This is a genomic window from Mesorhizobium hunchu (assembly GCF_040081975.1).
Taxonomy (GTDB): domain Bacteria; phylum Pseudomonadota; class Alphaproteobacteria; order Rhizobiales; family Rhizobiaceae; genus Mesorhizobium; species Mesorhizobium hunchu.
This window is the reverse complement of sequence record NZ_JBEBMG010000011.1, coordinates 69,023-82,299: the sequence shown is the minus strand read 5'-3', so window position 1 is coordinate 82,299 and position 13,277 is coordinate 69,023. Positions and strand designations below refer to the sequence as shown.

Sequence of the window (13,277 nt, the reverse complement as noted above, 5' to 3'; positions counted from 1 at the left end):
CAACCGAATTGAGGTCGAGATAGATGGGCAGCCGGCGTGATGGCGACGAGGCCGACGACTATTTGCTGGTGGCCGTTTGGCGGCATGGCGACTGAGCCTCGCCTTCGCGTGGGCGAGGCGCTTTCGGTGCCTTGGCGCAACGCAGGCTTGCGTTTTTTCGAACCCATGCCGATGCTGTCCATCCCTTCATCAATACAGGCATCGAAGATGAGATACTGCCGTCTCGCAGCGACACTGCTGCTCCTCGCGCTTGCGGCATGCAACGATCGGAGTGACCAGGCAGGCCCGCCGCCGTCGGCCGGTCCGGTCGAGGTCGGTGTGATCGCTCTCAAGCGCCAGGACGTGCCGCGCAGCATCGAGCTGCCGGGGCGGGTCGTCGCCTATGCCACGGCCGAGGTCCGTCCGCAGGTCGACGGCATCATCCGCAGGATCGCCTTCAAGGAGACGCGCGCCGTTGCCGCGGGCGACGTTCTCTACGAGCTGGACAACCGCAAGTATCAGGCCGCCCTGGACGCTGCCGCCGCGGCCGTCAAGAAGGCGGAAGCAGCGACCGCCAGCGCCCAAGCCAGCTATGATCGCACCGCCAGGCTGGCGCAGACGAACGCCGTCAGCGCGCAGGCGCTGGACGACGCCCAGTCAACCTTGCTGCAAGCCAAGGCGAGCGAGGAAGCGGCGCGCGCCGATCTCGAAAGCGCTCAGATCAACCTGGACGACACGACCATCAAAGCGCCCATCGCCGGGACGATCGGCGTCTCGGCCGTCAGCGTCGGCGCGCTCGTCACGGCCAACCAGACCGATGCGCTGGCCACCATCCGCCAGACCGATCCGATCTATGTGGATCTGGTCGATTCCAGCACCAACCTGCTGCGCATCGGCGAGGAGGTCAAATCAGGGAAGCTGGGGCGTCAGCCGGGCATCGCGGCGGATGTCGCGCTGACGCTCGACGACGACAAGGCCTACGCCCAGCAGGGCAAGCTGACCCTGGCCGAGATGGTCGTCAGCCAGACCAGCGGAACCTTCTCCTTGCGCTCCACCTTCCCGAACCCGAACCGGATGCTGATCCCGGGCATGTTCGTGCGGGCGAAGGTCGACCTCGGCACCATGCCGAACGCGTTCCTCATCCCGCAGCGGGCGGTCACGCGCGACAATTCGGGCGCAGCCACACTCTATGTCGTTTCCTCCGACGGCAAGGCAGAGCTGCGCAAGATCACCACTTCCGGCTCGCAAGGCAACGACTGGATCGTCGTCGACGGCGTTGCCGACGGCGACAGGCTGATTGTGGACGGTTTCCAGAAAATATCCGACGGAACGGCGGTAAAACCCGTGGAGGCCACCATCGACGAAGACGGCGTGGTCAAGCAGGCCATTTCCGCAGTGCAGGCCGAAGGCAAGGCAAAGCCATGAGCGCCGCAGCTCCGCGCAACGCCATCGCGAATTTCTTCATCGCTCGGCCGGTCTTCGCCATCGTGCTCGCCATCGCGACGCTGCTCGCCGGCGTGATGGGCATCTATTCGCTGTCGATCTCGCAATATCCCGACATCGCGCCGACGACGATCCGCATCGGCGCCACCTACAGCGGCGCGACGGCGGATGCGGTGGAGAACTCCGTCACCAGGAAGATCGAGAGCGCCATGACCGGCCTCGAAGGCCTGCTCTACATGGAATCGACGTCCAGCACCGGCTCGGCCTCGATCTCGCTGACCTTCGAGAACGGCACGGACCCTGAGCTCGCCCAGGTCCAGGTCCAGAACAAGCTGTCGCGGGTGCAGTCGCAACTGCCGGAATCGGTGCAGAGCCAGGGCGTCACCGTGAACCGTTCGCCGTCCGGGATCCTGATGATCGGCAACATCGTCTCGCGCGACGGCCGCTACACGTCCGACGAGCTGTCCGACATCATGTCGAGCCAGATCGAGGACCGCATCGAGCGGCTCGACGGCGTCGGTTCCGTGCAATCGTTCGGTTCAGGCTACGCCATGCGCATCTGGCTCGACCCGGCGCTGATGCAGAAATACCAGCTCGTGCCGAGCGACGTGACTTCGGCGATCGGCGCGCAGAACGTGCAGGTGGCCGCGGGATCGATCGGCGCGACGCCGGTGGTCAGGGGCCAGCAACTGCGCGCCTCGATCGTCGCGCGCACGCAGATGACGTCTGCCGACGAGTTCAAGCGCATCATCCTCAAGACCGCCAGCGACGGCTCGACGGTGCGGCTCGCCGATGTCGCGCGCGTCGAGATAGGGCTGGAGAAATACGGCCAGCGCTCGACCTACAACGGCATGCCGGCGGCGGGCTTCGGCGTGCAACTCGCGTCGGGGGCGAACGCCATCACCACGGCCCAACTGGTGCATGCCGAGCTCGACGGACTGGCAAACTCCCTGCCTGCCGGCGTCGAGATCGCCTATTCCTACGAGACGACGCCGTTCGTGCAGCTCTCGATCCAGAAGGTGATCGAGACGCTGATCGAGGCGATCGTGCTCGTCTTCGTCGTGCTGCTGCTGTTCCTGCAGAATCTGCGCGCCACGCTGATCCCGATGATTGCGGTCCCGGTCGTGCTTCTGGGCACTTTCGGCGTGCTGGCCGCGCTCGGCTACTCCATCAACATGCTCACCATGTTCGCCATGGTGCTGGCCATCGGCCTGCTGGTCGACGACGCCATCGTCGTGGTGGAGAACGTCGAGCGCATCATGCGCACCGAAAACCTGCCGGCGCGCGAGGCGACGGAGAAATCCATGGGCGAGATCACCGGCGCGCTGCTCGGCATCGCCTTGGTGCTGACGGCGGTCTTCATCCCCATGGCGTTCTTCTCGGGGTCCGTCGGGGTCATCTACCGGCAGTTCTCCGTCACCATCGCCAGCGCCATGCTGCTCTCGGTGCTGGTCGCGGTGGTGCTGACGCCGGCGCTGTGCGCGCTCATGCTCAAGCCCTCGCATGGCGGCCCGCTGGCGCGCTGGCTGGGCTGGTTCGAACGCGGGCTGGAAAGGATGACGGGCCGCTACGGCGACGCGGTCCACGGCCTGGTGCTGCGACCGCTGCGCTTCCTGCTGATCTTCGCCGTGCTGGTTGTCGGCGCCTACGGCCTGTTCACGCGACTGCCTTCCTCTTTTCTTCCCGAGGAGGACCAGGGCGTGCTGATGACGCAGATCACGCTGCCGGCCGGCGCCAACGCCGCGCGGACCCAGGCCGCCATAGATACTGTCCAGAATTACTACCTGACCCAGGAGAAGGATGCCGTTCAGAGCGTGTTCATGACGCTCGGCTTCGGTTTCAGCGGAAGCGGCGAGAACGCCGCGATGGGATTCGTGAGGCTCAAGGACTTCGACCAGCGCACCGACGCGAAGCTTTCGGCATCCGCCGTGGCGCAGCGCGCCTCGGCCTATTTCCGCCAGATCCGCGACGCCGAGGTCTTCGTGCTGGCGCCGCCGGCGATCCAGGGTCTCGGCCAATCCAGCGGCTTCTCCATGTATCTGGAGGATACCGCCAACAAGGGGCGCGAGGCGCTGAACGCCGCCAGCAACACGCTTGCCGATGAAGCCGGCGGCAGCTCCGTCATCCAGAACATTCGCGGCAACACGAAAACCCTGGAGGCGCAGCTCAAGATCGACATCGACGAGGAAAAGGCGGGCGCCTTCGGCATCGATCTTTCGGCGATCAACAATCTGATCACGACGGCCTTCTCCGGCACGAACGTCAACGATTTCGTCTACAAGGGCGAGATCAAGCCTGTCTATGTCGAGGCTGACGCGCCCTTTCGCATGCAGCCGGACGACATCAACCGCTGGTATGCGCGCAACGACAGCGGCGAGATGGTGCCGTTCTCGGCCTTTGCGTCGACGAAATGGGTGCAGGGCACGCCGACCCTGGCGCGCTTCAACGGAACGGCGGCCATCGCCATCAACGGCTCGGCGGCGCCCGGCTCCAGTTCCGGCGAGGCGATGACCGAGGCCGAACGGCTGGTCGCCGAATTGCCGGGCGGCTACAGCGCCGCCTGGTCCGGGCTTTCCTACCAGGAGCGTCTGGCCGGCTCGCAGGCGATGCTGCTCTATGCGGTTTCGCTTTTGGTCGTGTTCCTGTGCCTGGCGGCGCTTTACGAAAGCTGGTCCATCCCTTTCTCGGTCATTCTCGCTGTGCCCGTCGGCGTGTTCGGCGCGCTATCGGCGGCCGGGCTGTTCGACCAGTCCAACGACGTCTATTTCAAGGTCGGCCTGCTCACCACGATCGGCCTGACAGCGAAGAACGCCATCCTCATCGTCGAGTTCGCACGCGAACTGATGGCCCAAGGTCGCAACGCGGTCGATGCTGTCGTCGAGGCATGCAGGCAGCGTCTTCGTCCCATTCTGATGACCTCGCTTGCCTTCATTCTCGGCGTGCTGCCGCTGGCGCGGGCGACAGGCGCCGGTTCGGCCGCGCAGAACGCCATCGGTATTGGCGTCATGGGCGGCATGATCGCGGCGACCGTGCTCGGCGTGTTCTTCGTGCCGCTCTTCTTTACCGGCATTGCCAGAATGAGCAGAAAGCGCAACCACCACGACGAGGTTTCAGGCGCCTGATCCGGAGTTTCGATCTCGCGCGAGCTTTCTTTCGTCTCGCACACGACGTTCGCCGCGTGGTTGCCTTGCGCCGCGCGAAAGCGTGGCTTAGCGATGGCCCGACCGCTGACTCGATCATGGGAGCGCCGGAATGGACGCCGTCTCCGAACTGCAGGCCGCTCTCGGTCCACAAACCGTGCTGACAGGCGCTGCGCTGGCGGGGGTCGCCCAGCGCTCGGATGCGAGCGGCACGGGCCGCGACCTGCCGCTCGCCCTGCTGCGGCCGGGCTCGGTCGCCGACGTGTCGACGGCGCTTTCCATCTGCCATCGCCATCGGCAGCCGGTGGTGCCGCAGGGCGGCATGACCGGGCTTGCCGGCGGCGCCAATTGCCGGCCCGGCGACATCGCCCTGTCGCTGGCGCGGCTGCAGGGCGTGGAGGAGATCGATCCGGTCGCCGGGGCGATGGTGGTCAGGGCCGGAACGGTGCTGGAAACGGCGCAGAACGCCGCCGAGGCAGCCGGCTTCCTGCTGCCCGTCGATCTCGGCGCGCGCGGGTCCTGCCAGATCGGCGGCAACATCGCCACCAACGCCGGCGGGCTGCGGGTGATCCGCTACGGCACGGTGCGCGAGAATCTTTTGGGGTTGGAGGCGGTGCAGGCGGACGGCACGGTGCTATCGCATCTTTCGCGCATGCAGAAAGACAACACCGGCTACGATTTACGCAACCTCATCGCCGGTTCGGAAGGAACGCTCGCCGTCGTCACCCGCGCGGTGCTGCGGTTGAGGCCGCTGCCCGAAGGGATCGAGACGGCTGTCTGCGCGCTGGACAGCTACGCCGCTGTGCTGGCGCTCATGGCCTTGGCGCGCAAGCGCGTGATGCTTTCGGCGTTCGAGGTGATGTGGGCCGACTATTTCGAGGTCTGCGGCGGGCGCCGCCTGTTTGCCGACATCCCGCCCTTCGCCGTGATCGTGGAGACGGAGGGCGGGCAACTGGAACCTTTCCTGGAAACGGCGCTGGAGGAAGGCATCGTTTCGGACGCGCTGGTTGCACAGTCGCGCGCCGACGCACGGCGGTTCTGGGAGGTGCGCGAGGGCGCGCTGCCCGAGGCGCAACTGCCCGACATCGCCAATTTCGATCTCAGCCTGCCGGTGGCGCTGACCGACGACTATGTGCGCGCCTGCCGCGCGCGCATCGCGGCGGCCCTGCCGTCGGCGCGCAGCTTCTTCTTCGGCCATGTCGGCGACAGCAACCTGCACATCATGGTGGAACTGCCCGGCCTGCCGGAAGCGGACGTCCATGCGCTGGACCGCATCGCCTACGATCTTGTGCGCGACATGGGCGGCGTCGTTTCGGCTGAGCACGGGATCGGCACGCTGAAGCGCGACTGGCTCGGCCACAGCCGCAGCACAGGCGAGCTTGCCGCCATGCGGGCCATCAAGGCGGCGCTGGACCCCGCCGGGATCCTCAACCCAGGCAAGGTCCTGTGAGGCGTCCGCCGCGCGGCCAGCGGCCCGGCCGGCGGGGCCTCAGAAGCCGAGATAGGCGCGGCGCACTTCCGGATCGTCGATGAGGTCGGCGGCCGCGCCTTCGTGGACAATGCGGCCGGTTTCCATGACATAGCCGCGGTCGGCGCCCGACAGCGCCAAGTGCACGTCCTGCTCCACCAGAAGCACGGTCACGCCCTCGTCGCGGATGGCGCCGAGCACCTGCATGAGTTGGTCGACCACGACGGGGGCGAGGCCGAGGCTCATCTCGTCGATCATCAGCAGGACGGGTTTCGCCATCAGCCCGCGCGCCATGGCGCACATCTGCTGCTCGCCTCCGGACATGGAGCCGGCCAGCTGGCGGCGACGCTCGCCGAGGCGCGGGAACATCGCATACATGCGCTCTAGGTCGCGCGCGACCTCGCCCTTGTCGTTGCGGCGGAAGGCGCCCATCAGAAGGTTGTCCTCGACCGTCATGCGGTCGAAGAGCTGGCGGCCTTCGGGAACCTGGACCAGGCCGATGCCGAACACGTCCTCCGGCGACATGGCGCTGGTGGTCCTGCCGTCGAAGGTCACCGTGCCCGTCGAGCCGATGACGCGCGAGAGCGCCCTGAGCGTCGTCGTCTTGCCGGCGCCGTTCGAGCCGACGAGCGCCACGATCTCGGCGCGGCGCACCTCGAAGGAAATCTCACGCAGCACCTGCTCGCCGCCGTAGCCGGCCGACAGATTCTCGACCGTCATGAGCGGTTTTCCGGCGTTCCCGGTCTTTCCCTTGCCCTGCATCTTCGCGTCCGCGCTCATGCCCGCCTCTTGCCGAGATAGGCTTCGACCACGCGGCTGTCGGACAGCACGGCGTCGGGCAGGTCGTCGGCGATCTTCTCGCCGTGATGGATGACCAGCAGCCGGTCCGACAGGCTCTTGATCGCCTTGATGACGTGCTCGATCACCAGAACGGTGATGCCGGCGTCGCGCACCTTGCGGATGACCTCGATCACCTCGTCGATCTCGACATGGTTGAGGCCGGCCATCACCTCGTCGCATAAAAGCAATTTGGGCTGCATGGCCAGCGCCTTGGCGAGCTCCAGCCGCTTACGGCCGGGGCCGCCGAGTTCGTCGGCGCGCTGGTCGGCGAAGCGGCCGAGGCCGACGAAATCGAGCTGCGCGCGCGCCTTCTCGCGCGCTTTTGCAAGGTCGGCCTCGCCGTCGCCGTGGCCGAACAGCGCGCCGACGGCGACGTTGTCCAGCACCGACAGGCCGGGGAAGGGGCGCATGATCTGGAAGGTGCGACCGATGCCGAGTCGGGCGCGCCGGAAGGCGGGCAGGGCGGCGATCGACTTGCCCTCGAACAGGATGTCGCCGGAACTCGGCGCCAGCGTACCGCTGATCAGGCTGATCAGCGTCGTCTTGCCGGCGCCGTTGGGGCCGATGATGCCGAGGATCTCGCCCTGCCTGATCGAGAAGGAAACGTCGTTGACGGCCACGAGGCCGGCGAAGCGGCGTGTCAGGTTGACGGTTTCGAGCAGCGCGCTCATAGCTTGTGCGCCCTGATGTTCTCGGCGAAATAGTGCCAGCCGCTCTTGCGGAAGCGGCGCACCACGTCGGCCAGCCCGCGCGGCATCAGCACGACGGCCGCGACCACCACGACGCCGAAGAACAGGCTCGCCACCGAGGTGATCTCACTCGACAGCACCTCGGAGATGGCCGACAGCACGAAGGCGCCGACGATCGGTCCGAGCACCGTGCCGGGGCCGCCGAACACGGTCATGATGATCATCTTGACGTTGAGGCTGATGTCGAAGGCGCTGGCCGGGTCGAGGAAGGTGATCCAGTAGGCCTGGATGCCGCCGGCAAGTGCCGAGAAAAGACCGGACAGCGCAAAGGCCAGAACCTTGTAGGCCGTCGTGTTGACGCCCATGACGGCCGCGCCTTCCTCGTTCTCGCGGATGGCGATCAGACCGAAGCCGAAGCGGCTTCGTGTCAGCCACCAGACGGTGAGCGTGGCGGCCACCAGAAGCGCCAGCGCCATCTCGTAGAACATGGCGTCGTTGTTGAGCGGCGGCAGCACCAGCCCGATGTTCTCGCCGAACAGCGGGATGTTGGAGACGATCGCGGCCACGACCTGCGCCAGCGCCAGGGTGGCGATGGCGAAATAGTGACCTTTCAGCCGCAGCACCGGCAGGCCGAGCAGGATGGCGAAGGCCACCGCCATCACCGCGCCGAAGACCATGCCGACCCAGAAGGGCATGTTCCACTGCACCATGGCGATGGCGACGCCGTAGGCGCCGAGGCCGAAGAAGGTGGAGTTGCCGAAGGAGGCGTAGCCGGCGTAACCGCCGATGATGTTCCAGCCCTGCGCCAGCACGGCCAACAGCAGGGTGGAGATGCCGAACTGAACGACGACGTCGGAGCCGAACCAGGGCACGCACGCCAGCACGGCGACGGCGATGACGGCGAGGATCCAGCGCATGCCGTTCATGTCGTTTTCCCCAGCAGGCCGCTCGGTCTCAGGATGAGGACGAGAACCAGCACGCCGAAGCTCGCCACGTCGCCGAAGGTCGCGCCGACATAGAGGATGGCCAGCGATTCGATGAGGCCGAGCACGATGCCGCCGACGATGACGCCGAGCGGGCTGTCGAGGCCGCCGATGATGGCGATGGCGAAGCACTTCGCCGTCAGCGTCGCGCCGATATAGGGGTTGATCTGCGAGACGGTGCCGTAGAGGCCGCCCGCGACGCCGGCCAGGCCGATGCCGATGCCGAAGGTCACGGCATAGAGGTGGCGCGGATCGACGCCGTAGAGGCGCGCCGCCACCAGGTTCTGCGCGGTGGCGCGGATGGCGCGGCCGAGCCGCGTCCTGAGCAGGAAGATCCACATGGCCACGGTGAGCAGGATGGCGATGCCGAAGGCCATCAGGCGCGCCTGCGGAATCACGATCGGGCCGAAGGGGATGGAATTGCCCGCATAGGAGGGGTTGATGGTGCGGAAGTCGGCCGAGAAGGCGAGCTGTGCCAGATAGGTCAGCACGACCTCGAGGCCGAAGGTGATCAACAGCGTGTTGAACATCGGCCCGCGCACGACGAAGTTCAGCAGGCCGCGCTGGACGGCGTAGCCGAGGCAGAACATGAGCACCGCCGTGATCGGCAGGCCGAGGAACGGGTCGATGCCGGCCCAGCTGTAGAGATACCAGGACAGGTAGGCGCCCAGCATGATGAAGGCGCCGTGGGACAGGTTGACGATGTTCAGCACGCCCCAGACGAGGGCGAGCCCGAGCGCCATGATGGCGTAGAGCCCGCCCAGCAGGATGCCGTTGATGAGGATTTGCGCGAGCAGATCCAAGCCGTCCCCCTCTCCCTGTCCGCTGCCGGGCCGCTCAGGTCAGCGCGCGTTCCAGGCGGGCATCGGATATTTCGGCTTGTTGATCACGCCGTTGGCCCCGTAGACGTCGACGACCTTGCCGTCCTGGACCTGGATCACCGTCTGGGGCAGGTCGATCTGGCCGTTCTCGGCGAAGGCGATCTTGCCGTAGAGGCTGTCGAAGGAGAGCTTGGCGATGGCGTCGCGCACCTTGGCGGGATCGGTGCCGCCGGCGTCCTCGATCGCCTGGGCGAAGGCCTCGACATCGGCCGCGCCGGAGGCCGCGTGGTAATCCGGATCATAGCCGAACTTCTTCTTGTAGGCGTCGGCGAACTGGGCAGCATCGCCGAACCATTTGTCCTTGTTGTCGGCCGAAGGCAGCCAGGCGGTCATGCCGTATGCGTAGTCGGCGTCGGCGCCGAGCGCCTTGCGGAAGTCCTCGGACGGCACGCCGACGGTGAAGGAATACATCTTCGGCGCGACGGCGAGGCTCTTGGCCTGGCGCACGAAGTTGAGGATTTCGGTCTCGTGGCCCGCGACCAGCACCGCTTCGGCGCCGTTGCTCTTGATCTGCGACAGCAGCGAGTTGAAGTCGCTGGCGTTGGAGCTGTACTTCTCGTCCATGACGGTCTTGAGACCGGCGTCGTCGAGCAGCTTGCGGGTGCCGTCCGCCACCGACACGTCGAAGGCGTCGTCGGCATAAAGCAGCGCGACCGATTGCGGCGCCGGATCCAGCCCCTTCAGCATCTCGACGGTCGAGCCAAAATAGTTGCTGGCAGGCGCGAGCGTGCCGAATATGTATTTGAAGTTGCGCGAGAAGATCTGGTCGGACGCGCCGCCGCCCTGGATCATCGGGATCTGGTACTTCTCCGAGATGGCCGAATCGGCCAGCGCGAAGTTGGAGGCGAACGGCCCGAGCAGGAAGTCGACCTTGTCCTGCGAGACGAGCTGCGTGTACTGGCGCACGCTCAGGTTCACGTCGGACTGGTTGTCATAGATCTTGAGGGCGAGCTTGACCTGCTCGCCACCGACCTTGACGCCGCCGGCCTCATTGATCTTCTCGACCGCGAACTCGTAGGCGTCCTTGTAGTAGCGTCCGGTATTGGCGGACGAGCCGGTGAGCTGGACCGAGGCGCCGAGCACTATGTCCTTGGCCGAAGCCGGCGTGATGGCGAGCGCCAGAGCCACGCCGGCCAGCAGGCCGGAAAAGGAGATCGCTTTGCTTGGCATGAATTATCCTCCCTGAGCATGTCTTCGATCGCGGGTTGCCGCGTCGATTTTGTTTTACGCTGGCCCGCGCGGCCGTGGTTGTCAACGTTCGCGGGTTCGGCGGAGCCTAGTCACTTCGTCGAGTAATGGCTCGTAGTGGCTGACCGGCCGGGAGTCCAGTTGTCTTTGCTTAAACTTTCGGTATTCGCGCTTACCGATCATTAGCCTTCGCCGAAACTGCCTTTCCGCCGTTAACGCCGCGGTTGCCATGCCTCGGCGATAGTGCCCGCCTGAACAAGCATGACAACGCCAGGGTGGGCTTCCATGATCGACCGTATCCGTACGCTGCTCGCGCAGCATCCTATGATTCCGCTGGACTTCAGCGCCATCGCCGACGACGAAAACCTCTACGACGCGGGCCTGACCTCCTTCGCTTCGGTGCAGATGATGCTGGCGCTCGAGGAGGAGTTCGACATCGAGTTCCCCGAGGCGATGCTGACGCGGCGCACCTTCTCCTCGCTCGAGAACGTCGCCGAGGCGGTGTCGCAGCTTACGCGGCAGGCGGCCTGAGATCATGAACGTCGTCAGCAAGATCGAAGCCGGGTCGGAGACAGTCGACCGGACGCCGGCGGAGCGCATGAAGCGCGTGGCGGAGGTCGCCGCCCAGCATGTCGATACGGTCGACAGAGAAGGCCGCTTTCCGGCCGAAACCATCGAAGCCCTGAAGCGCGAGCGCTTGCTCGGCATCGCGATCCCGGCCGAACACGGCGGCGAGGGACTCGGCACGATGCAGATCGCCGACCTGATCGTCCAGCTCGCCCAGGCCTGCGGCTCCAGCGCGATGATCTACGCGATGCACCAGATCAAGACGTCGAGCTTCGTCACCCATGGCGGCGCGAGCGACTGGCACCTGGCCTATATGCGCCGTATCGCCGCCGAGCAGCTCCTGATGGCCTCCGCCACGACGGAAGCCGGCATCGGCGGCAATCTGCGCAACTCGATCTGCGCGGTCGAGGTGGCGGACGGCCGTTTCGCGCTGACCAAGGAAGCCACCGTCATCTCCTACGGCAACTATGCCGACGCCATCCTCGCCACGGCGCGGCGGGCGCCCGACGCGGCAAGCTCGGATCAGGTGATGGTGGTGATCCCGGCAGACGAAAACCGCACGATCGAGCGCACCTCCGTCTGGGACACGCTCGGCATGCGCGGCACTTGTTCGGACGGATTCCATCTGGTCGCCAAGGGCGACGCGGCGCAGATCTTCCCGAAGCCGTTCTCGGAGATCGCGGCGCAGTCGATGCTGGCGTCGTCGCACATCTTCTGGGCGGCGACCTGGTTCGGCATCGCCGCCGACGCCTTCAACCGGGCGCAGGCCTTCGTCAAGGCGGCGGCGCGCAAGCAGGCCGATGGTTCCCTGCCGCCCGGCGCGCTGCGGCTCGCAGAGGGCGCGGCGCTGCTGCAGGAGATGAAGGGCCACCTCACCGCCGCCATCCACCGCTTCGATGCGGCGAAGGGCGACGACGACGCGCTGTCTTCGATCGGCTTCGCCGCCGAGATCAACGCGCTCAAGGTCGCGGCCAGCGAGAAGGCAGGCGCGGTGGTGCGCATCGCCATGCTGGTCAACGGCATCCTCGGCTACAAGAACGGCACCCCGTTCTCGGTCGGGCGGCACCTGCGCGACGTGACGTCGGCGCCGGTGATGATCTCCAACGACCGCATCCTTTCCAACACCGCGACGCTCATGCTGATGAGCCGCTTCGACACCGGCCTGGGAGGCTGAGATGGACGCAAAGACTTTCGACGCAAAGAGCCTGCTCGACAATCTGTTCGACAACGGCATCCTGTTCGAGACCGGCGTGGACGGCCTCTACGGCCGCTCCGGCGTCTTCGAGGAGGTGATCGAGCGTTTCGAGAAGCTGGTGACGCGCCTCGGCGCGCCGGACAAGGCGACCCGCATCCATTTCCCGCCGGGCATGAGCCGCGCGACGCTGGAAAAGAGCGGCTACATGAAGAGCTTCCCGCAGCTTGCCGGCTGCGTGCATTCCTTCATGGGCGGCGAGCGCGAGCACGCGCAGCTTCTCGGCATGATGGCGGACGGCGGCGACTGGACCGAATTGCAGAAGGCGACGAACGTCGCGCTGACGCCGGCGGCCTGCTATCCGCTCTATCCGACCGTGGCGGCGCGCGGCCCGGTGCAGCCGGAGGGCGAACTGTTCGAGCTGTCCTCCTACTGCTTCCGCCACGAGCCGTCCAAGGACCCGGCGCGCATGCAGCTTTTCCGTATGCGCGAATTCGTGCGCATCGGCACGGCCGATCAGGTGCGCGCCTTCCGCCAGAGCTGGCTCGATCGCGGCAAGGCGATGATCGAATCGCTCGACCTGCCCTGCGAGGTCGATCTCGCCAACGACCCGTTCTTTGGGCGCGGCGGCAAGATGATGGCCAACAACCAGCGCGACCAGGGGCTGAAGTTCGAGCTGCTGATCCCGGTGACCAGCATCGAGAAGCCGACGGCCTGCTTGTCCTTCAACTATCACCAGGACCATTTCGGCCAGACCTGGGGCCTGCAGTTCGCCGACGGCGAGCTTTGCCATTCGGCCTGCGTCGGCTTCGGGCTGGAGCGCGTGGCGCTGGCGCTGTTCCGCCATCACGGTCCCGACGTCGAGGCATGGCCGGCCTCGGTGCGGAACGTGCTGTGGGGCGATTGA

11 protein-coding genes are annotated in these 13,277 nt (G+C 66.3%); 6 read left to right on the top strand and 5 right to left on the bottom strand.

Going from position 1 to position 13,277, the window contains the following annotated elements; genetic code table 11:
* The first annotated feature begins 207 nt into the window (after nucleotides 1-207).
* The 3 genes from ABMA46_RS17745 to ABMA46_RS17735 all read left to right on the top strand — a co-directional run bounded on the left by ABMA46_RS17745 (nucleotide 208) and on the right by ABMA46_RS17735 (nucleotide 6,012).
* Complete coding sequence (locus ABMA46_RS17745; RefSeq protein WP_349001328.1) at nucleotides 208-1,404, top strand: efflux RND transporter periplasmic adaptor subunit; 1,197 nt, start codon at nucleotides 208-210, stop codon at nucleotides 1,402-1,404.
* A 23-nt stretch (nucleotides 1,405-1,427) separates the two neighbouring features.
* The gene (locus tag ABMA46_RS17740) at nucleotides 1,428-4,544 is read left to right on the top strand and encodes an efflux RND transporter permease subunit (protein WP_349001377.1); all 3,117 of its coding nucleotides are present in this window, start codon (nucleotides 1,428-1,430) and stop codon (nucleotides 4,542-4,544) included.
* Nucleotides 4,545-4,674: 130 nt separating this feature from the next.
* On the top strand, nucleotides 4,675-6,012 hold the full coding sequence (locus ABMA46_RS17735) for an FAD-binding oxidoreductase (RefSeq protein ID WP_349001327.1): 1,338 nt from the start codon (nucleotides 4,675-4,677) through the stop codon (nucleotides 6,010-6,012).
* A gap of 39 nt (nucleotides 6,013-6,051) precedes the next feature.
* On the opposite strand, the gene ABMA46_RS17730 is transcribed toward ABMA46_RS17735, so the two are convergent.
* The 5 genes from ABMA46_RS17730 to ABMA46_RS17710 are packed head-to-tail and all read right to left on the bottom strand — an operon-like array spanning nucleotide 6,052 to nucleotide 10,593.
* Nucleotides 6,052-6,810, bottom strand: a complete 759-nt coding sequence (locus tag ABMA46_RS17730; protein ID WP_349001326.1) for an ABC transporter ATP-binding protein — start codon at nucleotides 6,808-6,810, stop codon at nucleotides 6,052-6,054.
* Entirely contained in the window at nucleotides 6,807-7,541 is a 735-nt protein-coding gene (locus tag ABMA46_RS17725; RefSeq protein WP_349001325.1) for an ABC transporter ATP-binding protein, read from the bottom strand. The genes ABMA46_RS17730 and ABMA46_RS17725 overlap by 4 nt, the downstream gene beginning before the upstream one ends.
* A complete protein-coding gene (locus ABMA46_RS17720; protein ID WP_349001324.1) occupies nucleotides 7,538-8,485 on the bottom strand; it encodes a branched-chain amino acid ABC transporter permease in 948 nt (315 codons plus the stop codon). The genes ABMA46_RS17725 and ABMA46_RS17720 overlap by 4 nt, the downstream gene beginning before the upstream one ends.
* On the bottom strand, nucleotides 8,482-9,345 hold the full coding sequence (locus ABMA46_RS17715) for a branched-chain amino acid ABC transporter permease (RefSeq protein ID WP_349001323.1): 864 nt from the start codon (nucleotides 9,343-9,345) through the stop codon (nucleotides 8,482-8,484). Before ABMA46_RS17715 ends, ABMA46_RS17720 begins: the two co-directional genes overlap by 4 nt.
* A gap of 39 nt (nucleotides 9,346-9,384) precedes the next feature.
* Nucleotides 9,385-10,593 (bottom strand): amino acid ABC transporter substrate-binding protein, encoded by a 1,209-nt coding sequence (locus tag ABMA46_RS17710; protein WP_349001322.1) that lies wholly within the window; start codon nucleotides 10,591-10,593, stop codon nucleotides 9,385-9,387.
* Between the two features lie 303 nt (nucleotides 10,594-10,896).
* Here ABMA46_RS17710 and ABMA46_RS17705 point away from each other — a divergent pair, with 303 nt between their 5' ends.
* Genes ABMA46_RS17705 through ABMA46_RS17695 form a run of 3 tightly spaced genes read left to right on the top strand, consistent with a single transcriptional unit; the run spans nucleotide 10,897 to nucleotide 13,277 of the window.
* On the top strand, nucleotides 10,897-11,142 hold the full coding sequence (locus ABMA46_RS17705) for an acyl carrier protein (RefSeq protein ID WP_349001321.1): 246 nt from the start codon (nucleotides 10,897-10,899) through the stop codon (nucleotides 11,140-11,142).
* Nucleotides 11,143-11,146: 4 nt separating this feature from the next.
* Entirely contained in the window at nucleotides 11,147-12,352 is a 1,206-nt protein-coding gene (locus tag ABMA46_RS17700) for an acyl-CoA dehydrogenase family protein (RefSeq protein WP_425475765.1), read from the top strand.
* 1 nt (nucleotide 12,353) lies between these two features.
* Entirely contained in the window at nucleotides 12,354-13,277 is a 924-nt protein-coding gene (locus tag ABMA46_RS17695; protein ID WP_349001320.1) for an amino acid--[acyl-carrier-protein] ligase, read from the top strand.